The sequence below is a fragment of the Arthrobacter sp. 3Tela_A genome, from assembly GCF_049311025.1.
Lineage (GTDB): Bacteria > Actinomycetota > Actinomycetes > Actinomycetales > Micrococcaceae > Arthrobacter_B.
This window is the reverse complement of record NZ_JAXIOM010000007.1, coordinates 44,645-67,547: the sequence shown is the minus strand read 5'-3', so window position 1 is coordinate 67,547 and position 22,903 is coordinate 44,645. Positions and strand designations below refer to the sequence as shown.

Here is a 22,903-nt window from a genome sequence, read left to right as displayed (position 1 = left end):
GACATTAGTTGAGAAAGTCAACGGTTTTCCGCCCTTTCGGCTACGGGGCTAGGGCAGCTCGCCGGTAAGCCTGTCCCGGATGAAGGCCGACGCCTGGTTGAGCCCGGTGATTTCCACGGACTTGCCGCGCGAGCGGTACTTCTCCGCGATTGAATCCAATGCCGCGACCGTCGAGGCGTCCCAGACATGCGACCCACTCATGTCGATCACCACCTCGCTGGGATCCAGTGCGTACTCGAACTGCGTGTAGAGGTCATTGGAGGAGGCGAAGAAGAGCTCGCCGTGCACCAGGTACGTGACCGTGCCGCCGTCGTCCGCCAGCGTGCGCTGCACGGTCACAAAGTGGGCCACACGCCGGGCGAACAGCACCATGGCGGCCAGCACGCCGGCCCCCACGCCGATCGCCAGGTTGTGCGTGATCACCGTGGCCAGCACGGTAATCAGCATGACGGCGGTCTCCGATTTGGGCATGCGGCGCAGGGTGGAGGGTCGGATGCTGTGCCAGTCGAACGCGGCCCAGGCCACGAAAATCATCACGGCGACCAGCGCGGCCATGGGAATCAGAGCCACCACGTCGCCGAGCACCACCACCAGGACCAGCAGGAAAACTCCGGCCAGGAACGTCGAGATCCGGGTGCGCGCGCCGGAGGCTTTCACGTTCATCATGGTCTGGCCGACGACGGCGCAGCCGCCCATGCCGCCGAAGAACCCGGTGACAATGTTGGCGATGCCCTGCCCGGCCGCTTCCCGCGGCTTCGACGAACGCGTGTCCGTGATGTCATCCACCAGCTTGGCGGTGAGCAGGGATTCGAGCAGCCCGACGAACGCCATGGCCACTGCGTAGGGCAGGATCCGCTCCAGGGTTTCAAGGGTCAGCGGCACGTCCGGGAACAGCAGCGCCGGAAGCGACTCCGGCAGCTCACCCTTGTCCCCCACCGTGGGAATGTTCCAGCCCGCGGCAACCGCCGCGATCGTGAGCAGGACAATCGCCACGAGCGGGGCGGGCACCGCCGTCGTCAGCCGCGGCAGCAGGAACACAATCAGGAGCCCGACGGCGACAACCGGGTAAACCAGCCACGGCACGCCAATCAGCTCAGGCAGCTGCGAGGAAAACACCAGGATGGCGAGTGCGTTCACGAAGCCAACCATCACTGAACGGGGGATGAACCGCATCAGCTTCGCGACGCCCACCAGGGCCAGCAGGATCTGCAGGATCCCGGCCAGGATCACCGTTGGCACCAGGTATTCGACCCCGTAGGTGGCCACCACGGGCGCGATCACCAGGGCGACTGCGCCGGTAGCCGCGGAAATCATGGCCGGCCGGCCGCCGACGAAGGCAATGGTGACGGCCATGGTAAAGGACGCGAACAGGCCCATGCGCGGATCAACGCCGGCAATCACCGAGAACGCGATCGCCTCCGGAATGAGCGCCAGCGCGACGACGAGCCCCGCCAGAACTTCGGTTTTCAGCAGCCGCGGCGAACGCAGGGTGCTCAGCACCGTCTGCCGGGGTGCGGGGGCGGTGTCCGGTGCGGGGAGGTGTGCAGGGCCTGGGGCAGGAAGGGACAAGGCGGTTCCATTTCGAGTGCGGGGAAATCCGGCGGCCGGGGCGGAGTGCCGGGGCCGTTCATCGGATCCGGTTCCAGATTACCGCCGCAGCCGCCGCCCCGATTCCCCGCGGCAGCGGGCACGTCTGGCAATAATGGGTGCCATGCCTGAACCCCTGCCGCCCTGGCCCTCCCCTGCACCCAGCCATGGCTGGGTCAGCCTGCGTGCCGTATGCGAGTCCGATGCCGGCATGGCAATGGCGCTGGCCGAGGATCCCTACGTCTCTGCGACGGGAACTCTCCCATACCGCGCGGACAGGGACGAAGCGCTGGCTTGGGTGAAGCGCCAGCAGCACCGGCACAGCGAAGGCAGGGGCTTCTCCTTCACAATCGAGGACGTCGGTGCCCGCGTCCCGGTAGGGCACTGCGGTCTGTGGCTGTCACATCTGGCCGACGGCTATGCGAGCGCCGGTTATGCCATTGCCCCACCCTTTCGACGGAGTGGATTTGCCGTCGAGGCGCTCACCGCACTGACCGGTTTCGCCTGGTCGCTGGCCGGCCTAGATCGAATAGACCTGTTCATTGAGCCGTGGAACGCCGGATCCATTCGGACAGCCGAACGGTCCGGATACACGAGGCAGGGCTTCCGCAGCGGTTATCAGCTGGCCGGGGGTGGGCAGAGGGACATGCTGGTTTTCTCGGCCACACGGTCCGGCGGACCGTAAAACTCGTTCGTTCGTCTCGGGATATCCCTCCGGATTGGGCTCGGCTGGCCAGGTGGACAGTGTGGTGCCGCCACGATTTCCTGCGTTTGGGGACTTCCCTGCCCCGTCGGGACTTTCCTGCGCGGCTCCGCGGCAGGAAAGTCCCAAAATGGCAGGAGAGTCCCAGACTCGATGGATTGTCCCCAAACGGAGCGAACCGTTGGCGGCTTCTTCCCCGCAGCGCCGGATGCCTCTCGCCGCCTTGACGCGCTCTACGCAAACCCAAAGGAAAAACTCAGCCAGCCTGCAGCAGGCCACTGATCTCCTTTAGCGGCGCCCACGCTCCGTCCTCCGAGTTGGATACCAGGGCAAGGGTCAGATCTGCTTCGGGGTAATACCCCAGGAATGCGCTGACCCCGGCGTTGATGCCGTCCTTGTAAAGCAGGCTGGTGCTCCCGTCTGCGTCCAGCCGGAATTCCAGTCCGTAGCCGTAGTGCAGCTCACCGGCCTCCAAATCCGAGTGCTTGACCTGCGGGCTCAGGAACGCGGCAGTGGATTCGGCGGACAGCAGCTTTCCGTCCCGGACGGCGTCGAGGAACCGGACCAGGTCCGCCGCCGTCGCGTGCGCTCCCCCGTCGGGAGAGCCGATCGGCGGGTAGCTGAAAATGTTCTGCCGCCAGGAGACCACTGTCCCGGCCTCGTCGCGGACCGGGTCCCATCCCTCGGCGACATTAGGGGCGGCGTCGCGCATGGAAAAGAAGCCGGAATCCTGCATACCCGCCGCACCGAAGACATGTTCCCGGACGTAGTCCCGGTAGCTCGTACCGGTAACGGCTTCCAGCGCCAGCCCGGCGAGGATGTAGCCGCAGTTGCAGTAACGGCAACCGTTTCCCGGTGCGAAGTTTGGCTCCTTGTGCACGAACTGCGGCAGAAAATCTGCGGTCTTTGTGACCGAGTAGGTGGGTTTGTCCACCCAGAGGTCTTCGTAGGATTCGCCGGCTTCTTCATCGGCATCGTCGCCGATGCCGGAGGTATGGGTCAGGAGCTGCCCGATGGTGATCTTCGGATCTACCCGGGTGCCCTCCAGCGCAACGAACCGGCCAATTGGGGAATCAAGCGCCAGAGTCCCGGCGTCCACCTGCTGCAGCACGGCGACGGAGGTGAACAGCTTGGTGATGGAAGCGACGTCGAACCGCGTACCCAGTGAGACCGGCACATTCCAGCGGCGGGAGGCCACACCGTAGGCGCCTTCGTGGAGGACCCGGCCGCCGCGGGCCAGCTGGACAGTTCCGGAGAAATCATGACGGGACGCGGCGTCATAAAGGATCCGGTCCACGGCGGGAAGAACAGTGTCTGGGAACATAACCGAATACTAATGCGCAGCGGAAAATGCCTGTTCGCTGCGGGTACCGGAAGGAGTTCGCATTTTGTTTACCGGCCTGAGCGCTTTCCCCCTGACACCGCTGCAGGACGACGCCGTGGATGAGGCTTCCTTCTCTGCCCTGGTGAGCCGGGTGGCGGAGTCGGAGGTCGATTCGATCGCGGTGCTGGGCTCCACCGGTTCCTACGCCTACCTGAGCCCGGAAGAGCGCCGGCGCGTCGTACAGCTGGCCGCCGCTTATAGGGGATCGAAACCGCTGATCGTCGGCGTCGGGGCCCTGCGCACTTCTCAGGTCCTGGCCAATCTCCGCTGCGCCGAGGAAGCCGGTGCCGCCGGAATCCTGCTGGCTCCGGTGAGCTACCAGGTGCTGACGGACGAGGACGTGTACGGCCTGTTCCGCGATGTCACGGCCGCTACGGATTTGCCGGTCATTGTTTACGACAACCCCGGCACGACCCATTTCACGTTCAGCACCGCGCTCTACGGAAAGATCACCGAGCTGCCCGGCATAGCCTCCCTCAAGATTCCCCCGGTTTCCGCTGCCGCTGCTGCCGCACGAGTCGCAGAAGTCCGTGCCGTCATTCCGGAGCATGTGAGCATTGGAATCTCGGGCGACGCAGCCGCCGCAGACGCCTTGAATGCCGGCTGCGACACCTGGTATTCAGTTCTGGCAGGCACACTGCCTGAACCTGCCTGCAGGATCATGCGTGCCGTTACCGAGGGCCGGCACGACGACGCCGCAGCAGAGTCTGCTCACCTGTCGCCTCTGTGGAAGCTCTTCGCTGAACATGGCAGCCTCCGGGTGATCGCTGCCACCACAGAGCACCTGGGCCTGGCCGCGCAGAACTGCCTGCCGCTTCCGCTGCGGGGGCTGGAAGCGGAAGTGCGCAGGCAGGTGGCCGCCGCCGTCGAGTCGCTGGGGCTAACCGCCTAGCCGGCCGGTTTCCGCGGAGCTACCCCAGCATGTCCGGGCCATACTCGGCGAGGTCCTTCTCGATCCGGGCCTGTGTGTCCAGCAGCTCCGGCAGGAACTCGTCCTGCAGCCGGTCCAGCGAGACGCGGGCGGTGTGGGCGGCGACATTGATTCCTGCGATGACCGTCCCCGCCGAGTTGCGCAGCGGGGCGGCAATCGTGCGCACTCCGACTTCGATCTCCTGGTCCATAAGGCACCAGCCCTGCTCGCGGATCCGGTCAAGGTCTTCGGTGAATCCACCGTCCTGCGGGATCTGCGGCGCGGGAGCAAGCTGCTGACGGCGCTGCAGGTACGCCTGCAGCACGGCCGGCGGCAGGTTCGCCAGCAGGACCCGCCCCAGGGCGGTGATCACCGGATCGATCCGCGTACCCACCTGGACGTTGAACGTCATGATGCGCTGCTGCGCAGAGGCCCTGGCGATGTACACGGCGTTGTCGCCGTCGAGCACCCCAACCGAGCATGCCTCGCGCAGCTTCGCGTTTAGTTCGGAAAGGTAGGGATTCACCAGCGCCGGGAGCTCCCCTGACGTCAGGTAGGAACCGCCCAGGTCCAGGACCCTGGGACGCAGACGGAACCGCCCGTCCTCCTGGCTCACATAGCCCAGTGCCTGCAGCGTCAGCAGGAAGCGCCTGGCACTGGGCTTGGAGAGCCCGGTAGCCTCCGCGACTTCCGTCAGCGTCATGGTGCGCCGGTCGCTGTTGAATGCCTTGATCACCGAGAGTCCTTTGTCCAGCGACTGGACATAATCTCCGGGGGCGATCGGGTGCACGAACCTGCTCGGGTCCATGCCCCTCCCTTCTGGCCTGCCCTTTGGCAGACCGGCGCTGATGCTCTGTCGATTCATGTGCCGGACCTGCCGCCGGGCAACTTCACTCTAACTGCGCGTCGAGAGGTAGGAAGCTACCACCTTGTTGAAATCTTCGGCGCGCTCCACCTGGCTCCAGTGCCCGCACTGCGAAAAAAGGTGAAGGTCAGCGTGGGGGATGACGTCCAGCAGCTGCAGGCTTCGGCTCATGGGAATGACTTTGTCCTCGCGCCCGTGGATAAGCAGCACCGGGATGTCGAGTTTGGAGAGCACATCCATGTCCAGGGGCAGAGTCTCGCGGTCAGTATCCCTGGCGGCTACCACGGCCCGGAAACGCTCCGTTGCCCCTTCCCGGGACGCTGCAGCGTAGCGCGAATTCACCAGTTCCTCAGATACCAGGGACGGGTCAACCACAAAGTCCAGCAGGGCCTGCCGAATCCCGTCCGGCGTCATCTTCGGCTTCGCGTGGCTGGCCAGGGCCTTGGTGCGCGGGGCGCCGCCGGTTCCCATCGAGATAATCCCCGCCAGACGTTCCGGGTGGTCGATCGCGAACTGGAACGCGACCCATCCGCCCAGGGAGTTGCCGACCAGCCAGGTCTTTTCGATCCCGAGCGCATCCAGGATGCGCACAACGTGCTCCACCCACGCCTTGATGCCGAACTCGCTGTCCGGCGCTTCGATTGTCTGCCCGAACCCCAGCAGGTCGACGGCGATGGTCCGGCAGTGCTTGGAGAGCTCGGGGAGGTTCAGCCACCAGTTGGCCGCAGCCGAGACGCCGCTGCCTGACCCATGCAGGAAGACGACCGGGGTTCCCTCCCCCAGCTCGTGATAGTGGGTCAGTTCACCGGGCGCGGTTTCCACCCAGGCGTCCTCCAGACCGAAAAACGGATCTGTGGTGAAGTCCGGAATCGTCAGAGTTTCCATCTCATATTCCCTTCGGCGCGAAACCCGCGACCAGTCCCATACCGGTCACCCAGCGGTGCACCGGCTCGTATGCCACGGTCTCCACGGGCCCGTCCCAGGCGCCCAGGCCCGCTATCCAGCAGCGCACCTCATGGGCGCCGTTGCCTGCTGCCGCTTCCATTTCGTCCGGGTTGATTGCCAGCAGCGCCTCGACGTCGCCGCCGGTGAGGTATTTCAGGAATTCCCGGTCCCAGGTGTCATTGATGTCCCCTTCAACGCCCTGGGCAATTCTCTCGGCCAGACCTGCCTCGCGTGCGGCGTTGTATTCCACAACCGTGTCCCGCCCGTCGATGAGGAATTCCCGGGTCTCGGCATCAATCGAAGGGTCGTAGGGAGAGGATGCCTTGACCCAGTGGGACAACCCGCCGGATGAGATGACCAGCACCCGAAGGTCTTCCTCCAGCTCCCGGATGGCCTTACCGACTGCCTGCCCAAACTCATAGGACCGGGCGAAGGAGGGCCGGGGGGCCGCACCGCAGTCCACCATGATGGGCAGTACGGGAACAGTCTTTTCGGGGAGCAGCACTTCGTAGGGCTGGACGATTCCGTGGTCGATTCCCATCCGGAGCGAGAACGCCGGGTCAAAACCCTGTTCCCGGACGTTTTCAACGACCTTACGGCCGATTCCCTCCATATAAGGGACAGATCCCTTGTGGCTGCCGTAATCTCCGAAACTGACAATCTCGCCTGCACCAACGCAGAACGCGGGCATCAGGTCGAAGAAAAAGTTGCGCATGTGATCGGGGCCGAAGATGACCACCAGGTCCGGTGCGAGTTCCTGCACCTTTTCCTTGATCTTCAGCGCACCGGCTGCGAAGTCCGCACCTGGACCCTCGACGTCGAAGGATTCATCCCAGAACGGGGAATGGGACATGGCGACATAGCCAACAATCTCTGCCATCTGCTTCTCCTCTTACTTGCTCGTCAGGGTTTTGGTCTTTACCGGCAGCACCGCACTGAATCTGCGGGTCATCGTGTTCGCCTGACCGGCGGTGCACGTGGCTGCGAGGTACCGGTCCGGCCGGATCACGATGATGTCGCGGTCTGCCCTGGTACGTGCCCAGTCACGGAAGCCGCCCTGGACGTCGTCGAGCACCACGGTCTCCGAGCCGGCGCTGAGCATGTGGCTGCCTGCGCGGGACCGGTTTACCCGCAGGAAGCGGGCGCCGAGCGAACGCCAGTACTGAAGGGACTCCTCATCCAGGTGGTCAGCGGGATCGGTGTTGATTCCGACGAGGGCAAACCAGTCCCCCGCCGCTTCGTCGAACTTCACGCGTTCCCCGGATGGGAGCTCCACATCGGGCTGGATGAACATCCGCCCCACGGGGTCCTTCGGTGACGGGTCCAGGACAACGCCCTCGGCGTAAAACGGCATGGGCTTGAACTTCATCTGCAGCAGGTAGTCACGCGTCGCGGGAATCCGCTGCATTGCGCGCAGCCCGTAGCTGCGCAGCTTTTCACCCGCCATCGTCTTGGGTCCGTAGACACGGCCCAGGGTGGTGGCAAGTTCCACCAGGGCCCGGGCGTGGCCGCGCCGTTCCTGGCCGTAGGTCTCCAGGACGCCGGGTTCGGCACCGTGGCGGACGACGGCGGCAAGTTTCCAGGCAAGGTTGGCCGCGTCCCGGATTCCGGAGTTCATGCCCTGCCCAAACCACGGCGGCTGCAGGTGGGCGGCGTCCCCGGCAAGGAACGCGCGTCCCACCTTGAACCGGTCCGCAACCCGGGAATGGTGTGAGTACACCCTGGAGCGTTCCAGGCCGGGCATGGGGCCGGTCCAGTTGAAGTGTGTGCGGATCAGCTTTTCCACAGCCTCGGGGCGGACCATCTGCTCGTCCGTCTCATCATCGTTGAGCCGGAACTCGAAACGCCGGTATCCGAAGGGGAGGTCGATGGAGACGAACGGGCGTTTGCTGCTGATGTAGTTGCCGGAGAATGGCGCGTGGTAGGTGGAGTCCTTGATGTCCACTACAAGCCAGCGGGCGCCGAGGGTGCTGCCTTCAAGGACGGCACCGATCAGCTTGCGTACGGTGCTGCGCCCGCCGTCAGCTCCCACCACATACTGGGCGGTGATTGTCTCTTCCGTTCCGTCAGCCCCGACGACGTGGGCTTCCACTCCGTCACCGGTTTCCCGCATGCCCACAAGCTCGCGTTCCAGCAGCAGCTGCACATGCTCGAAACGCTCCAGTCCGGTCCGCAGCTTGGTCTCCAGCATTGGCTGCAGGAAGGAGTTGCGCCGCGGCCAGCCGAAGGGCTGTCCCGAAGGAGCGATTTCGGCGAGCTTCGTCTGGTTCGAATCGAACCAGACGAGCGCCTGGTTCTGGATCATGTCTGCATGGACTTCCCGGCCCAGGCCGCAGGCCTGGAAGACACGCAGGGATTCGTCGTCCACGCCCACGCCGCGGGGATAGTCGATGACGGCGGGTGCGCGGTCAAGCAGGATGGTGCGGACCCCGTACACGCCGAGCAGGTTGGCGATCGTTGCTCCGCAGGGCCCCGCACCGACAATAAGGACTTCGGTATTCATTGGTAGTACTCCTGGATTGGGTACGCCGGCAGGCTGTGCCGGCCTACCGCCTAGAACTTGGTGCTGAGCAGCTGGAGGGTGGAGCGGTAGCCTTCGGCCCCGGGGTACGGAAGGCGCACGGGGTCGCCGATAACCTCGGCGCCTGCCGGCAGCGGCGCTTCAGGCATGGTTCCGAATTCGAAAACATGCTCGGCGACTGATGCCTGTCCCTCGGCGCTGAACATCCATGCGACCAGCAGGCGGGCGGCGTTGGGGTTGGGTCCGCCGTCGAGCACACCGTAGGCCACGTCGGAGAAGTACGCGCCGTCAGTCATGGCGGAGAATCCGAGCGGGGCGCCCTGTTCGACCTGGCGCATGTAGCTGCCGTAGCCGGCGACGAACGCGAGGTTGGTTTCGCCGGTGACCGTCGCCTGGAGTGCGTTTGCCACTGACGGGAAAATCTTGGGCTTGGACTCTGCCTTGAAGGAGTCGATCCACGCTTCGTCGATTACGCCCTCCTCCAGTGCCGCGGAAAGGACCTGGGGGGTCACCCCGGACTGCTTGGGCGTTGCCGTTGCGATCTTGCCGGACAGGTCAGCTGCGAGCAGGTCATCCCAGGTGGTGGGCACTTCATCTGCGCTCAGGGCCTTGGTGTTGTAGGCCGTCGCGTACAGGTGCTGGGACGGGACGCTCCATGCCTCGTCCGGTCCGATGAAGGCGGGGTCCAGTTCTTCCGTGCCGAAGGGCCTGTACGGAGTGAGGTAGTCCTTCTCCTTGTAGCGTTCAACGTCGGAGACGCCGATGTGCACCAGGTCCGCCGCGAAACCGCCCGCGATCTGCTCTCCTTCGAGGCGCGAGTCCAGTTCCTGTCCGAAGATGTCCGAGGTAACGATCTCGATCCCGGGATAGGCAGCCTTGAAGTCCTCGTAGACGGCGGCATACAGGTCTTCGGTCGGACCGTAGATAACAACCTGACCTTCATCCTGGGCTGCTTCATAGAGCTCTTCGACGCTGGTGGCCGCGGGGGCCGCTGCAGCCTCCGGTTCGGCGCCCCCGCAGCCGGAGATGAGCAGGGCGGATGCCGCGGCGAGCGCAGCGAAAGTGCTGGTCTTTTTCATGAGTGGTCCTTCGTTATGCGAGCGGTTAAGCGAGCGCGGAGATCCGCGGGGAGGAGGTAGTGCGCTGGCCGCCTTTTCGGGTGCCTTCGACGACGACGACGGTTCCCTCCGGCGGGAGTCCGACGGCGGTCTGTCCGGGATGGATGTCCTTCGCGTAGCCGGGGCGGACACGGGCAACGATCTCCGCTGCGCCGTCGCTCAGCACGATTTCCACGTCGTCACCCAGGTGGGCCTTAGACAGCACGGTGCCGGTGAAACCGTTTTCGGAGAAGCTGCCGTCGCTGGGTTCCACCCGGACCAGGCGGGACCTGGTGGCCACGGTGACCGTGCTGCCCGGCTCCAGCCGGGAGGAGGTGACCGCGGTGAAACGGTTGCCGTTGCCGACTTCCACGCTGGCCCGGTCGTCGGATGATTCAAGGACGGTGGCGTCGAAGAAGTTGTCGAACCCCACGAACTCGGCGACGAAGGCCGTTTTTGGAGCCACGAAGACGTCCCGGGGGGCGCCTTCCTGGACGATCTTGCCGTCCTGCAGCACCAGGACGCGGTCGGCGAGGCCGCCGGCGTCCTCCTTGTCATGGGTTACGTAGACGGCCGTGGCGCCCAGATGCTGCTGGATCCGGCGTACTTCACGGCGCATCTGTGCCCGGAGGTTGGTGTCCAGGCTGGAGAGGGGCTCATCGAGCAGGAGGAGCCGGGGACGCGGCACCACTGCGCGGGCCAGGGCGACGCGCTGCTGCTGGCCGCCGGAGAGCGTGCCGGGATAGGAGTCGCGGAAGTCCCACAGATCCACCATCACCAGCGCCTCACGGACGCGATCGTTAATCTCCCGCTTCGGAGTCTTCGCCCGCTTCAGGGGGTAGGCAACGTTCTCGAAAACGGTCTTGTGCGGCCATAGGGCAAAACTCTGGAAGACCATTCCCAGCTTGCGCTGTTCGGGAGCCTTGTTGATGCGGCCGGCACCATCGAAGACGGCGTCGTCACCGAGGTAGATGGTGCCGCCTTCCGGGCTTTCCAGGCCTGCGATCGAGCGCAGGAGGGTGCTCTTGCCGCAACCTGAGGGGCCCAGCAGGCAGATGAACTCTCCGTCCTCGACGTCGAGACTGACGTGGTCCAGCACAGTTTTGGTACCGAAGGACTTGTGCAGGTCCCGGATTGAGATGCCGGTCATTGGGGAACTCCTTGGACTTCCGCGGCGGTGCGGGTAGAGGAACGGCGGACGAGGGCCCGGACAAGCAGCCAGGCCAGGAATGCAGCCCCGGCGAGCGCGGCCATGGCACAGGTGAAGATGACATAGAGGGCGGAGGCGAGGACAGTTTCTCCGCTGTTGTAGAAGCCGAAGCTCACGGTGGCGATCATTTCCGTGCGGGCGCTGCCCAGCAGGATCGGGACGTCGAGGATGCCGGACATGGTGATGGCGACGAGGAACCAGGCGGAGATGAGGCTCGGCCCCATCAGGCGCACCGTGACGGTTCCGACGGCCCGGAGGAAGTTGTCCCCGGCGATGCGGGCGGCTTCTTCCATGTCGACGCCGATCTGGGCCAGGGCGCCTTCCAGCGTGCGGGTGGCCAGCGGCACCGTTGCCACGGCGAGGCCGATCACCAGGATCCACACCGTGCCGTACAGCGAACGGGTTCCGGGGGTGAGCAGCACCGACCACAGGAACGCCAGACCCAGCACCAGTCCCGGCATGGCTGCCGGGACCCAGGAGGCCAGCTGGATGAAGCGGCCAAGCTTGCCCTTCATCCGCACGAAGGCAAAGCTGACCACCAGGGCGAGCACCACCGTGAGGACGCCGCCGACGGTGGAGACGATGATGGTTGTCTGCAGTGCCTGCATCACGTTGGGGGTGTTGAGCAGGCGCTCAATGTTCTGCAGAGTGAGGGTCGGAGCACCCAGATACGGCTGGAACGCGCTCAGAATGACCTGGGCAATCGGCAGCACCAGGGCAATGAAGAAGTGCAGCAGCATAATGCCGACAACCACCGGCATCCATTTGCCCGTGCTGCGCAGGTTTGTTCCCTTGGAACGGCCTCCGACGGAGGTGTAGGTCTTCCCGCCGCCGGTCAGCTTGAGCTGGAGGAGTACCAGAGCCGCCAGGATCACCACGATGACCAGTGAGGACGCGGATGCAGCCGGGTAGTCTGCCTCGTAGCCGCCCCGCAGGTAGTCGTAGATGTGCGTGGCGTAGACGTTGATGCCTGCGGGAAGGCCCAGGACAGCCGGCGTTTCAAAGGCTTCGAGTCCCTTGACGAAGACAAACAGGCTGGCGGCTGCCAACGCAGGGAGCAGCGCCGGCAGTTCGATGCCGAAGAAGGACTGGGCCCGTGAGGCTCCGCCGATTCTGGCTGCCTCCTCCAGGGCGGAGTTCTGGTTGCGGAAGGCGCCCAGGACAATCATGTAGGCCAGCGCGCCGGCTTTGAGGACGGTCACCAGAACCAGTCCGAACCAGCTGCGGGTGTTGAAGGCCTCGGCCAGTCCGTCCATGCCGATAAAGGCAAAGAACCTGTTGATAAGTCCGGACTGTCCGGCACCGAGCATGGCCCAGCTCAGGGAGTAAAGCACGGTGGGCATGGCCACGAGAATGACCATTACCGGGGTAATGAAACGGCGGAACGGGACGTCCATCCGGGTGTTCACAGTTGCGAAGAAAATCGCCACCGCCATAGAGAGAACGGTGATCACCACGGAATAGAGCATGGTGGAGCCCAGGGCTTCGTAAGTCCGGGGATCGTTGAAAAGCCGTTCGAATCCCGAGAGCGTCCACCCGGTGTTCCCGGCCAGGGGTGAGGTGTTGAAGGCTCCGTAAATCAGCATTCCGAGGGGCCAGACAAACAACCACGTGAAAACCAGCAGGCAGATTGCCTTGCCGGCCTTAGCGGCCACTGAGCCGGGACGGATGCGGGAGGAGGACCCGGACATGGTCAGCGCACTCATGGCACACCCCCTTTCCAAATATGAAGTACGCATTGCGTACAGCGGTTACATATTTCGTACGTTGATTTATGCTAGTGATTCATCTCACGCCGCGTCAATCGAGTCTTGAGTCGCACGTCACATATCTGCCAGTTGGGCGAAGACGCCTCTGGGGAGAAAGCAGGAAGCTTGGAAACTTCGGAAATCACCGCCATCGTTGACGAACTGGTTGCCGCCGGGACCAGCCGGGTGCCGGTCAAACGCCTCACCGCCCGCTACCCCGGCATGAGCGTGGAAGACGCCTACCGGGTACAGAACGCGTGGCGGGAGCGCTGCGAAGCCGCCGGCCGCCGGCTGGCCGGACGCAAGATCGGCCTCACATCCCGCGCCATGCAGGCAGCCACCGGCATCACCGAGCCGGACTACGGAATCATTTTCGAAGACATGATCCTGGAGAACGGCGCCACCATTGAGTGGGAAAAGTTCACCCACCCGCGCGTTGAAGTGGAACTGGCATTCAAGCTGGGCAAGGACATCTCCGGGCCGGGCGCCACCATCTTCGACGTACTCAATGCCACGGACTACGTCATCCCCGCCCTGGAAATCCTTGATTCCAGGATTGAGATGGAAGGACGCACCATCGTGGACACCATCTCCGACAACGCAGCCCTTGGCGCCATGGTTCTTGGCGGCAGCCCGGTACGCCCCATGGATGTGGACCTCCGCTGGATCTCCGCCATCCTCTACAAAAACCAGACAGTCGAGGAAACCGGCGTGGGCGCGGGAGTCCTGAACCACCCTGCCGCCGGGGTCTACTGGCTCGCCAACAAGATTGCGGCGCACGGGGACGGCCTGAAAGCAGGGGAAGTCATCCTGGCGGGCTCGTTTACCCGCCCCATGTGGGTCCACGCCGGCGACACGGTGCTTGCTGACTACGGACCCCTGGGAACCATCACCTGCCAGTTCGCCTAACCCCCTCCATCGAGATGACAGAAACGGCTCGTTACAGCCCTCATAAGAGCCTTATCTGCCATCTCGATGGGGGGATGCGACACGGGCACGGAGTAATCAGTAAGCTGATAATCCACCAAAATCCCCAGGAGGAATGCCCATGTCACCGTCCCGCGCCGACCTGCAGCGCACCGCTTCGGAGGTCTTCGGCTGGGAGGACTTCCGGCCGGGGCAGCTTGAGGCAATGGAAGCGGCCGTTAACGGGCGGGATGTCATCTGTGTGATGCCCACCGGGGCAGGAAAATCGGCCGTTTACCAGGTGCCGGCCATGACCCTGCCGGGCACCGCCGTCGTGATTTCACCGCTGATAGCGCTCCAGCGCGACCAGGCGGATGCGATCAATGAAGCTGCAGGCACCACCTGCGCCTTCGTACTGAACTCGGCCCAGCCGCAGGCGTACTGGGACGATGCGTGGGCCGCGGCCCGTGGGGACGACGGCGCAGGGAAGGCGAAGTTTCTTTTCCTTGGACCCGAGCAGGTGGCCCGGGAGGAAGTGCTGGAGCAGCTGCGTGGGCTGGACGTATCGCTGCTGGTGATCGATGAGGCGCACTGCGTTTCAGCCTGGGGACACGATTTCCGGCCGGACTACCTGCAGCTGGACCTCCTGGTCCGCGCCCTCGATAAACCGGTGGTGGCACTGACCGCCACAGCCGCGCCGCCCGTACGTGCGGAAATCGCCGACCAGCTGGGCCTGCGCAGTCCGCTGCAGATCTCCCTGGGCTTCGACCGGCCCAATCTTCACCTGGCGGCTGCACGCTACGAGGACGCCGAGGACAAGCGGCGGGCAGTGCTGGAGCAGGCCGGGCAGCACGCTTTTCCCGGCCTGGTCTACGTGGCCACCCGGAAGGAAACCGAGGAATACGCTGCGGCGATGCAGGAGTCGGGACTGCGTGCCGACGCCTACCATGCGGGCCGTAGCCATGAAGACCGGCACCGGATCCACGAGCAGTTCCTTGAGGATGGGCTGGACATTGTGGTTGCGACGACCGCGTTCGGGATGGGCATCGACAAGGCCAATGTCCGTTTTGTCATCCATGCGGACATTCCCGATTCCGTGGACAGCTACTACCAGGAGATCGGGCGCGGAGGGCGTGACGGCGAACCGACCGAAATCTTCCTGCATTACCGCCCCGAGGACCTGGGAATCCGCCGCTTCTTCGCAGCCAAGTCCCCCGATGAGGAGGCTTTGGCGAAACTCTTCAAGGCACTCAAGAAGCGCAGCGAGCCAGCGGACCCCACCAGCCTGCGCACCGAACTGGATCTGAGCCCCCGCCGGTTTTCCGCTCTGCTGGGCCTGCTGGAGCAGTCCGGTTCCATCCTGGCGTCCGAAGACGGTTACTCTGCGCGGCACGGCGTGGGTGCCAGGACTGCCGTCAAGGCGGCACTGGAGTTCTCCGAACAGCGCCGGAACATCGAAGAATCCCGGCTGGACATGATGCGCCAGTACGCCGAAACAGGTGAATGCCGACGCCGCTTCCTGCTGAACTATTTCGGTGAAGACGCCCCGGACATGTGCGGCTACTGCGACAACTGCGAGCGCGCGGAAGCAGAAGGCGAAGAGCTGGGACCGAAGGAATCCAACACGGCCCAACCGTTCCCCCTGCAGTCTGAAGTCATCCACTCCGAGTGGGGGCCCGGGACAGTCATGAGCTATGAGGACGAGACCGTCACGGTGCTCTTCGAAGCTGAGGGCTACAAGACGCTCTCTGTGGAACTGGTGCTGGAGAAGGGGCTGCTGCAGCCGGTCTGATCTTTCGTCTCCGGCAATTTGGGCTATTCCTGTACGACGCGGACCGTCTCCATGCTCGGGTCCGCCGGGTCGGGCAGCACCATTCCCGCCTTGGCACCGGATACCAAGTACTCGATCACGCGCCCGTTGATCCGTTCGCCGGGCAGAATGGCCGGCACCCCCGGCGGGTAGGGGGTTATCTGCTCCGCGGCGATCCGGCCGGCTGCCTCGGCGGCTGGAATCACCTCTACGGGACCGAAGAAGGCATCGCGCGGAAGCTGAACCGTCTCCATCTCCAGGTCCGCGGAATCGGGCAGGTCGACCCGAGCGGGGACCGGCAGGCCGGGAGCAGCCTCCACGAGTGAGTTCAGGGCGTCGAGAAGCCGGTCAGCACTCTGTCGGTTGTCCGCCTGCGAGAAAGTCGCTTCAATCCGCCGGTGGTCATTCAGCCCGACGTCGATCCTGGCCTTTTCACGCAGCCAGTCCGCAGCCTGGTAGCCGCTCACACCGAGCTGCTGGACATCGATCAGCACATGAAGCGGATCGAAATCGTGGGAGGCCTCCTCGCGGATGAGCTCATCATGCACTACCTGCATGTCCGGCAGACCATTGATCCTTTCACGTGTGCTATCGACCAGCTGGAGGGCTGCCTCCAGCTGCCTTTCACCGTGCCGGACCATTTGCCTGCGCCAGCCGTCCATGCCGGCGTAGATCAGCACATTCGTGCTGGTCGTGGCCAACAGGTCGGCACACTGCTTGAGGCGTATCGGGTCCACCAGCTGCCCCTGGAGGTGATAGACCGAACCCTGTTCAAAACCCAGACCCATTTTGTGCACGCTCACCACGCAGATATCGGCACCAGCATCCATGGCCCAGGTGGGGAGCGAGTCGTGGAACGGCAGATGCGCTCCCCAAGCTTCGTCAACAATCAGGGGCTTCCCGCGCCGATGGCAGATTTCGGCGATCGCCTGGATGTCTGCGCACGTTCCGTAAGGTGTAGGGCTGACGATCAGGCACGCTGCCGCGTCGGGATGGCGCTGCCACATCTTCTCCACCGCTTCGGGCGACGGCGGGTGGGCCAGGTGCAGTTCGTCGTCCCAGCGCGGGCGGATCCAGCGCGGCTGCAGGCCCGAGAGGATCAGTCCCGCAGTGACGGATTTGTGGGCGTCGCGGCCAATCAGGATGTCCCCGGTCCCGCGCGTAACCGCAAGGATGGCAGCCTTAACCGAGAGCGAGCTCCCGCAGGTTGAAAAGAAGGCATGCTCCGCACCTACGGCATCAGCCATCAGCTCCTGTGCCTCGGCCAGGTAGCCGTTGGAGGAGGAACGGTCATCCAGCCCGGCGGAGGCGAGGACATCATTTGCGAAGGTGTCGGCGCCAATGACGTCCAGTGTCCGCTTGTCCACTCCCCGGCCCTGCCGGTGGCCAGGCGGGGTGTATCCGTACCGGTCATCCCGGTGATAGGCCTCGAGTGCATCGAGGATTGGTGCTTTCCGCTGGTCCACGGTCCCCTCCTTTTAAACCCGGATTCATTCCGAAGGCTGGCCGTGGAAGGTCACCCTGGCTCCCACCCGCTGCATTGCATGTGCGCCGCCCCTCAAGCCTTCTGGGCCAGCTCGTACAGCTTCCGCAGCGCTGCCGCTTCGGTTTTCTCCAGCACCTCCGCCGGCTCTCCGTCGAAGGAATACTCGGCTGAGCCGGTTTCCCCAAACAGGCTCCAGCCGATGAACACGGTTCCGGCCGGCTTGCCTTCCAACGAACCGGGACCGCCCGCACCCGTTGTAGAGATGGTCAGGTCTGCATCGAAGAGCTTCGCTGCTCCTGCCGCCATTTCCTCGGCGCAGCGCGCGCTCACTACGGGTCCCTCACTGACGCCCAGCACGGTCTGCTTGATCTCCGTCAGGTAGGCAACAATTCCGCCGCTGAGCCATTCGCCGCTGTTACCGCCCTTTCCCAAAGCACCGGTGAGATTTCCGCAGGTCAGTGACTCGGCGAGCGCCACCATCAGGCCGGCACGCTCAACTTCCTCTGCAATGCGGTGCGGGAGCTCCTCCAGTGCATCTTCCACTGCGTCCATTTAGGTCTTTGCCACCTTTCAGCGTTCTTGTGCTATTGATTACTAACGGTACTTACTATTTACACCACTCGCACGGCAGCTGCCCTCGCCCGGGCCGGTGCCATAACCAAAAAGGGGTCCCAGATTGCTGCTACAAAACCGCATTCGGGTCGCCAGCGTTCCCGCCGGGCACGTCTACGTCCGTCATCTTGACCCGGTGCAGGACCACCCGGGGGCGCCAACCGTCCTGCGCCTGGCAGATCCGGATCCGGATTCCCCGGACAACCCCGCCACGGGCAAGTGGTGGCCGCCGGTCATGCTGAATGCGGGCTGGATCGATGCCCATGCCGATTCATTCGATGTTTTCCACATCCACTTCGGCTTCGATGCCCAGGACCCGGCCGCGCTTCAGGAGGCCGTCACCGCCCTGCGCCGGCACGGTAAACCTCTGCTCTACACCGTCCATGACCTGCGCAACCCGCACCACGAATCCCCCGATGCCCACAATGCACACCTGGACGTGCTTATCCCGGCAGCGGACGCCCTCATCACCCTCACCAAGGGTGCAGCAGCAGAGATCGAGCGCCGCTGGGGCCGCACGGCCCAGGTCATCCCCCACCCGCACGTCGTCGAACTGGACACCATGGAGGAGTACGCCGCCCGTCCCCGGCAGGACGGAAGACCGTACCGGGTGGGTGTCCATGTCAAAAGCCTGCGGGCCAGCATGGATCCGCTGCCGGTCATTCAGACCCTGCTTGAGGTGGCGCGGGAAGACGGCGGGATGGTGATCCAGGTCAACGGACACTGCGACGTGCTGCTGCCGGACGGCGCCCGGTACGACGCCGAACTGGCACAGTTCCTCGGACACGAGGCCGGAACCGGTGAGCTGGAAGTGCACATCCATGACTTCCTCCCCGATGACCAGCTCTGGGACTACCTGGCCGGCCTGGACCTTTCCGTACTGCCCTACCGGTTCGGCACCCACTCCGGCTGGCTGGAGGCCTGCCGTGATCTGGGCACCGCAGTGGCTGCTCCCAACTGCGGGTTCTACTCAGATCAGGGACCTGTTTTTGGCTATTCCCACAACGAATCCGGACTGGACGCAGCGTCCCTGAAGGCTGCCGTCCGCGCGGCCCGGAACACCGGCGCTCCGGCGCCGCTAACTCCGCAGGAGCGCGCCCGGCAGCGCAGCGCCGTCGCCGCCGCGCACGCCGAAATCTACACCCGGCTGCTCGAGCGAAGCGGCGTGCTGCAATGAGGCTCTGCGTCATCGGCCCGTCCCGCTTCCCCATCAGCGAGCCCTTCGCCGGCGGACTCGAGGCACACACCCACGCCCTCGTCTCCGCCCTGACAGTCCGGGGTCATAAGGTCACGCTGTTCGCCGCCGCCGGCTCGGACCCGAACCTGGGCGTGGAACTCCTGGACGTCCCTGCCTTTGAGATGAGCGAGGCGGCACGAAGTGACGTCGGTGCCCTTCCGGAGCAGTGGATGAGTGAGCACCACGCGTACCTCTCCCTCATGCTGGACCTGGCAGAATCCGGTGAGCAAAAGTACGACGCAGTGCTGAACACCAGCATCCACCACCTGCCTGTGGCCATGTCCCGGATGCTCCGCCTGCCGCTGGTCACCACCCTGCACACTCCCCCGGTGGGCTGGCTTGAATCCGCCCTCCACGTCCGCGGCCCGCTGACCCGTTTTGTTGCCGTCAGCGCCCACACCCGCGATGCCTGGGCTCCGCTGGTGGACAGCACAGCCATCCGCAACGGAGTCGATACGGCAACGTGGCAGCGCGGTCCCGGCGGCGGCCCCGCCATCTGGTTTGGCCGGATCGTGCCGGAAAAAGGAACGCACCTGGCGATCCAGGCGGCCCTCGCCGCAGGAATCCCACTGGACCTGGCCGGCCCCGTGTATGACCGGGCCTACTTCCAGTCCGAGGTACAGCCCCATCTCGGCGACGGCATCCGGTATCTGGGGCATCTGGACCACGCGCAGCTGCGCCGCGCCGTCGGGAACGCCCGCGCAGCGCTCGTCACGCCCCGCTGGGACGAGCCATACGGCCTGGTGGCTGCGGAGGCCCTCGCCTCAGGGACACCCGTCGCCGCGTTCAACCGCGGGGCACTTCCCGAAATCCTCACCGAAGACTGCGGCCAGCTCGCAGAACCCGACGACGCCGCCGCCCTGGCGGATTCCCTCAAGGTCGCCTGTCGTCTCGACCGCGGCGCCGCGCGGCAGCGGGCAGAAACGTTCTGCTCGCATGAGCGGATGGTCGATGAGTATGAGGCCCTGCTTCTGGACACTGTTTCACGGATGGCTGCGGCATGATCGGCTACTACATCCACCACCACGGATTGGGCCACCTGCGCCGCGCGCAGGCCATCGCCGCCGTACTGCCGGCGGGCGGCGTCACCGGCCTGTCCTCGCTTCCCCGTCCGGCAGACTGGGCCGGCCCTTGGACCCAGCTCGAACCTGATAATTCTTCCGACAGCCCCCGGGACGTGGACGCCAACGGCCACCTGCACTGGGTGCCGGCCCGAGACCCGGGGTTGCGGGCGAGGATGGCGCAGCTCTCCGCCTGGATCCAGGAAACCGATCCTGCAGTCCTGGTCGCTGACGTGTCTGTTGAGGCTGCCCTGCTGGCCAGACTGCACGGCGTTCCGGTGGTGACCGTTGCCTTGCCGGGGGTCCGGCTTGACCGCGCACACACGCTCGGTTTCGGAGTCTCCGACGCCGTGATCGCCGCGTGGCCTGCCGCCGCTGAGCGGATGCTGCACGCCGGAGCGGAGGTCCTGGAGCGGCTGCAGCCGGTCGGTGCAATTTCCAGGCTGCCGGTGCAGTCCGGCCGGCTCCCCGGCCGGATCGCACGCGTCCTGGTGCTCGGCGGAGCCGGGGGCGGGGGAATGGACGACGCCGCTCTTGCCGACGCGCGGGCCCAGACACCGGGCGTGCAGTGGATTCCTCTCGGGACGAGACCAGGGAACCGCAGTGCGAACCCGCTTCCGCACCTGCTCGCCGCAGATCTGGTCCTCACCCATGCTGGCCAGGGGGCACTTGCCGACGTCGCGGCCGCTGGCATCCCTGCCGTGATTGTGCCGCAGGAGAGGCCGCACCGGGAACAGGCCACTACCGGGCAGGCGCTGGCCGCCATGGACCTTCCCGTGATCGTGTCCCAGGGGTTTGCCCGCCGGGACTGGGCAGCGGTCCTGGAGTCCGCCGCGAAGCTGGACGGCCGGAAGTGGGCGGCATGGAACGACGGCGCGGGAGCCGCACGTGCCGCCCGGATAATTGCCGGGGTCGCCGGAATCAGAACCCTGCCTGCGCCGCCCGCTGCGTCGGAAACAGGGACGCGCCTGGGAGCAGACGCGTGAAAACTGCACTCATCACGCTGGTTCACGGGCGTCATACCCATCTGGCCGCCCAGCAGCAGGCGCTCCTCGGCTCCTCGGCACCTGTCGAGGACTACGTGGTGGTGGCGATGAATGACCCGGCAATCCGCGGTCCCCACCCCGCGCTGGGAGGAACCGTTATCCGGGTGGACTCCGGAGGCGGGAACCTGCCTCTGGCGCACGCGCGGAACGCCGGTGCCCGAGCGGCCCTGGCCAGGGGGGCCGAGCTGCTCATATTCCTGGACGTGGACTGCCTGCCGGCTCCTGATCTGATCGCCGGGTATGTTCTGGCGGCAGCACGGCCTGAGGGCGCCGGCCGGCTGCTTTGCGGGCCGGTGACCTATCTGGATCCTCCCGGCCCGGACGGATACGACCTGAACAACCTGCACCTCCTGGACTCCCCGCATCCGGCCCGGCCGGCACCTGAACCAGGCACCGTAGTGCCGGACGGGAATCCAGACCTGTTCTGGTCCCTGTCCTTCGCGGTGAGCGCGGAGACCTGGCAACGGATCGGCGGGTTCTGCGAGGACTACACCGGCTACGGCGGGGAAGATACCGATTTTGCCCGTCTGGCACAGCGCTGCGGCGTCGGACTTGCCTGGGTGGGCGGGGCCCGTGCCTACCACCAGTGGCATCCGACGGAGGATCCGCCCGTGCAGCATCTGGCGGACATTGTGCGCAACGCCAACCTCTTTTATCGCCGCTGGGGTTCCTGGCCCATGGGCGGTTGGCTCGACGCCTTCAGGGAACGCGGACTGATCCGCGGCGGAACCGGATCCGAGCGCTGTGAGCTTGCGGAACTGGCCGGGCAGCAGGCGCCAAAAGCCCGTCCCGCAGCATCCGTCTGAGCTCCCTCTGCGAGTGCCCCGCTTGCCTGATCCGGACTCCCGCGTACGGGACGCCCCCGGCGAGGCGGAGCCACAGGGCAGACCAGATCGCCAGCGACCGTTCCAGCAGCCACAGTGGAGCCCATAACGCCGATGACGCGGGGAAGACCTCCGTTCCGCGGTTTCGCTGCCTGCCTGCTTCAGCAAGACCGACGGCGACTGCAGCCGCAATGGCAGGAAGCAGATGGAAGCGCCGGGTCCCGAAGACCAGCAGAGGCAGCAGCGCCAGTTCACCCGCCAGCCGAAACGGCTGAGCGAAGTCGTCATAGGCCTGCCGCACGCGCTGGGACCAAAAATGCCGGGCACTGCACGGCTGCCGGGCCACAAATACCGACGGCGCCCACACGTCCCTCCCCCCTGCAGCACGGACTGTGCGGATCATTTCCAGGTTCTCGAATAAAACATCCCCGCAGTACCCTCCAGCGCGCAGCAGCACTGAGCGGCGCACCCCCAGGGTGCCCGGATAATCTGTCCCCAGGGCCCGGTTAAGCAGGCTACGGGCCGTATCCCAGCGGGCGTGCCACGGCAGGGACGAGAAATAGTTCTGCGGCCGGACCACGTCCGCGTCCGCAAGCAGGGCCAGGACGCGGCGGAACGCTGTTTCGGTATAGCGCACGTCGTCGTCGGCTATGACACACAGCTCCGTCCGGGCCCGTTCCAGCCCGGTCAGCACACCGGCCACCTTGCCGTTGAGGCAGCGGTGTACGGGCACAAGGTGGACGACGCCGGCAGGCAGCTCGGCAGCGTGGGCCTGGAACACATTCGGCTCAGACCCGTCCACCACCAGTACCTCAGCCCACTCAGCCACACGGCCCAGGTACTGCGGCAGATCTCCCAGCGCGTCCGCTGTGGTGCGTCTCAGCGGCAGGATGTAGGAAGCACCGGGTTCCGGCGCCCCCACGCGATGACCGCCCTGGACCTTCATGCGAA

Annotated in this window: 20 protein-coding genes; 8 read left to right on the top strand and 12 right to left on the bottom strand. The window is 65.2% G+C overall.

Features of this window, described 5'->3' with window-relative positions; translation table 11 throughout:
- Positions 1 to 48: 48 nt before the first annotated feature.
- On the bottom strand, positions 49 to 1,569 hold the full coding sequence (locus TVC13_RS04055) for a SulP family inorganic anion transporter (RefSeq protein ID WP_422399953.1): 1,521 nt from the start codon (positions 1,567 to 1,569) through the stop codon (positions 49 to 51).
- Between the two features lie 142 nt (positions 1,570 to 1,711).
- Here TVC13_RS04055 and TVC13_RS04050 point away from each other — a divergent pair, with 142 nt between their 5' ends.
- Entirely contained in the window at positions 1,712 to 2,272 is a 561-nt protein-coding gene (locus TVC13_RS04050) for a GNAT family N-acetyltransferase (RefSeq protein ID WP_422399952.1), read from the top strand.
- A gap of 274 nt (positions 2,273 to 2,546) precedes the next feature.
- Here TVC13_RS04050 and TVC13_RS04045 read toward each other — a convergent pair whose 3' ends face one another.
- Positions 2,547 to 3,614, bottom strand: coding sequence for a serine hydrolase domain-containing protein (locus tag TVC13_RS04045; RefSeq protein WP_422399951.1), 1,068 nt, complete (start codon positions 3,612 to 3,614; stop codon positions 2,547 to 2,549).
- A 64-nt stretch (positions 3,615 to 3,678) separates the two neighbouring features.
- Between TVC13_RS04045 and TVC13_RS04040 the strand changes: the two genes are divergently transcribed.
- Complete coding sequence (locus TVC13_RS04040; RefSeq protein ID WP_422399950.1) at positions 3,679 to 4,566, top strand: dihydrodipicolinate synthase family protein; 888 nt, start codon at positions 3,679 to 3,681, stop codon at positions 4,564 to 4,566.
- Positions 4,567 to 4,585: 19 nt separating this feature from the next.
- On the opposite strand, the gene TVC13_RS04035 is transcribed toward TVC13_RS04040, so the two are convergent.
- From TVC13_RS04035 to TVC13_RS04005, 7 genes are all read right to left on the bottom strand, one after another.
- A complete protein-coding gene (locus tag TVC13_RS04035) occupies positions 4,586 to 5,392 on the bottom strand; it encodes an IclR family transcriptional regulator domain-containing protein (protein ID WP_387011839.1) in 807 nt (268 codons plus the stop codon).
- A gap of 87 nt (positions 5,393 to 5,479) precedes the next feature.
- Positions 5,480 to 6,334 (bottom strand): alpha/beta fold hydrolase, encoded by an 855-nt coding sequence (locus TVC13_RS04030; protein ID WP_422399949.1) that lies wholly within the window; start codon positions 6,332 to 6,334, stop codon positions 5,480 to 5,482.
- A 1-nt stretch (position 6,335) separates the two neighbouring features.
- Positions 6,336 to 7,274, bottom strand: a complete 939-nt coding sequence (locus TVC13_RS04025; RefSeq protein WP_387011842.1) for a hypothetical protein — start codon at positions 7,272 to 7,274, stop codon at positions 6,336 to 6,338.
- 12 nt (positions 7,275 to 7,286) lie between these two features.
- Positions 7,287 to 8,897, bottom strand: coding sequence for a bifunctional 3-(3-hydroxy-phenyl)propionate/3-hydroxycinnamic acid hydroxylase (locus TVC13_RS04020; RefSeq protein ID WP_422399948.1), 1,611 nt, complete (start codon positions 8,895 to 8,897; stop codon positions 7,287 to 7,289).
- A gap of 50 nt (positions 8,898 to 8,947) precedes the next feature.
- Positions 8,948 to 9,994 carry an ABC transporter substrate-binding protein gene (locus TVC13_RS04015; protein WP_422399947.1) on the bottom strand — a complete coding sequence of 349 codons (1,047 nt, stop codon included), beginning with the start codon at positions 9,992 to 9,994 and terminating at the stop codon, positions 8,948 to 8,950.
- 25 nt (positions 9,995 to 10,019) lie between these two features.
- Positions 10,020 to 11,162: an ABC transporter ATP-binding protein gene (locus TVC13_RS04010; RefSeq protein ID WP_422399946.1), complete on the bottom strand. Its 1,143-nt coding sequence runs from the start codon at positions 11,160 to 11,162 to the stop codon at positions 10,020 to 10,022.
- On the bottom strand, positions 11,159 to 12,928 hold the full coding sequence (locus TVC13_RS04005; protein WP_387011849.1) for an ABC transporter permease: 1,770 nt from the start codon (positions 12,926 to 12,928) through the stop codon (positions 11,159 to 11,161). Before TVC13_RS04005 ends, TVC13_RS04010 begins: the two co-directional genes overlap by 4 nt.
- A gap of 168 nt (positions 12,929 to 13,096) precedes the next feature.
- On the opposite strand from TVC13_RS04005, the gene hpaH reads away from it, so the two are divergent.
- A complete protein-coding gene (hpaH, locus tag TVC13_RS04000; protein ID WP_422399945.1) occupies positions 13,097 to 13,879 on the top strand; it encodes a 2-oxo-hept-4-ene-1,7-dioate hydratase in 783 nt (260 codons plus the stop codon).
- A 139-nt stretch (positions 13,880 to 14,018) separates the two neighbouring features.
- Positions 14,019 to 15,668: a RecQ family ATP-dependent DNA helicase gene (locus tag TVC13_RS03995; RefSeq protein ID WP_422399944.1), complete on the top strand. Its 1,650-nt coding sequence runs from the start codon at positions 14,019 to 14,021 to the stop codon at positions 15,666 to 15,668.
- 23 nt (positions 15,669 to 15,691) lie between these two features.
- Here TVC13_RS03995 and TVC13_RS03990 read toward each other — a convergent pair whose 3' ends face one another.
- Together TVC13_RS03990 and TVC13_RS03985 are read right to left on the bottom strand one after the other, a co-directional pair.
- Entirely contained in the window at positions 15,692 to 17,152 is a 1,461-nt protein-coding gene (locus TVC13_RS03990) for an aminotransferase class I/II-fold pyridoxal phosphate-dependent enzyme (protein WP_422399943.1), read from the bottom strand.
- Positions 17,153 to 17,244: 92 nt separating this feature from the next.
- Positions 17,245 to 17,724, bottom strand: coding sequence for a CinA family protein (locus TVC13_RS03985; protein ID WP_422399942.1), 480 nt, complete (start codon positions 17,722 to 17,724; stop codon positions 17,245 to 17,247).
- Between the two features lie 124 nt (positions 17,725 to 17,848).
- Between TVC13_RS03985 and TVC13_RS03980 the strand changes: the two genes are divergently transcribed.
- The 4 genes from TVC13_RS03980 to TVC13_RS03965 are packed head-to-tail and all read left to right on the top strand — an operon-like array spanning position 17,849 to position 21,934.
- Positions 17,849 to 18,961 (top strand): glycosyltransferase family 1 protein, encoded by a 1,113-nt coding sequence (locus TVC13_RS03980; RefSeq protein WP_422399941.1) that lies wholly within the window; start codon positions 17,849 to 17,851, stop codon positions 18,959 to 18,961.
- Positions 18,958 to 20,025 carry a glycosyltransferase family 4 protein gene (locus TVC13_RS03975; protein WP_422399940.1) on the top strand — a complete coding sequence of 356 codons (1,068 nt, stop codon included), beginning with the start codon at positions 18,958 to 18,960 and terminating at the stop codon, positions 20,023 to 20,025. Before TVC13_RS03980 ends, TVC13_RS03975 begins: the two co-directional genes overlap by 4 nt.
- Entirely contained in the window at positions 20,022 to 21,068 is a 1,047-nt protein-coding gene (locus tag TVC13_RS03970; RefSeq protein ID WP_422399939.1) for a glycosyltransferase, read from the top strand. The genes TVC13_RS03975 and TVC13_RS03970 overlap by 4 nt, the downstream gene beginning before the upstream one ends.
- Complete coding sequence (locus TVC13_RS03965) at positions 21,065 to 21,934, top strand: glycosyltransferase family 2 protein (RefSeq protein ID WP_422399938.1); 870 nt, start codon at positions 21,065 to 21,067, stop codon at positions 21,932 to 21,934. Before TVC13_RS03970 ends, TVC13_RS03965 begins: the two co-directional genes overlap by 4 nt.
- On the opposite strand, the gene TVC13_RS03960 is transcribed toward TVC13_RS03965, so the two are convergent.
- Positions 21,828 to 22,898 (bottom strand): glycosyltransferase, encoded by a 1,071-nt coding sequence (locus tag TVC13_RS03960; RefSeq protein WP_422399937.1) that lies wholly within the window; start codon positions 22,896 to 22,898, stop codon positions 21,828 to 21,830. The genes TVC13_RS03965 and TVC13_RS03960 overlap by 107 nt on opposite strands.
- Positions 22,899 to 22,903: the final 5 nt, after the last annotated feature.

Excerpts from the sequence above, each read along its gene's own strand:
- TVC13_RS04015 (WP_422399947.1), bottom strand. The coding sequence starts at position 9,994 with ATGAAAAAGACCAGCACTTTCGCTGCGCTCGCCGCGGCATCCGCCCTG.
- TVC13_RS04035 (WP_387011839.1), bottom strand. The coding sequence starts at position 5,392 with ATGGACCCGAGCAGGTTCGTGCACCCGATCGCCCCCGGAGATTATGTC.
- TVC13_RS04050 (WP_422399952.1), top strand. The coding sequence starts at position 1,712 with ATGCCTGAACCCCTGCCGCCCTGGCCCTCCCCTGCACCCAGCCATGGC.
- TVC13_RS04025 (WP_387011842.1), bottom strand. The coding sequence starts at position 7,274 with ATGGCAGAGATTGTTGGCTATGTCGCCATGTCCCATTCCCCGTTCTGG.
- TVC13_RS03960 (WP_422399937.1), bottom strand. The coding sequence starts at position 22,898 with ATGAAGGTCCAGGGCGGTCATCGCGTGGGGGCGCCGGAACCCGGTGCT.
- TVC13_RS04020 (WP_422399948.1), bottom strand. The coding sequence starts at position 8,897 with ATGAATACCGAAGTCCTTATTGTCGGTGCGGGGCCCTGCGGAGCAACG.
- TVC13_RS04030 (WP_422399949.1), bottom strand. The coding sequence starts at position 6,334 with ATGGAAACTCTGACGATTCCGGACTTCACCACAGATCCGTTTTTCGGT.
- TVC13_RS03995 (WP_422399944.1), top strand. The coding sequence starts at position 14,019 with ATGTCACCGTCCCGCGCCGACCTGCAGCGCACCGCTTCGGAGGTCTTC.
- TVC13_RS04005 (WP_387011849.1), bottom strand. The coding sequence starts at position 12,928 with ATGAGTGCGCTGACCATGTCCGGGTCCTCCTCCCGCATCCGTCCCGGC.
- TVC13_RS04010 (WP_422399946.1), bottom strand. The coding sequence starts at position 11,162 with ATGACCGGCATCTCAATCCGGGACCTGCACAAGTCCTTCGGTACCAAA.
- TVC13_RS03975 (WP_422399940.1), top strand. The coding sequence starts at position 18,958 with ATGAGGCTCTGCGTCATCGGCCCGTCCCGCTTCCCCATCAGCGAGCCC.
- TVC13_RS04045 (WP_422399951.1), bottom strand. The coding sequence starts at position 3,614 with ATGTTCCCAGACACTGTTCTTCCCGCCGTGGACCGGATCCTTTATGAC.
- TVC13_RS03970 (WP_422399939.1), top strand. The coding sequence starts at position 20,022 with ATGATCGGCTACTACATCCACCACCACGGATTGGGCCACCTGCGCCGC.
- TVC13_RS03985 (WP_422399942.1), bottom strand. The coding sequence starts at position 17,724 with ATGGACGCAGTGGAAGATGCACTGGAGGAGCTCCCGCACCGCATTGCA.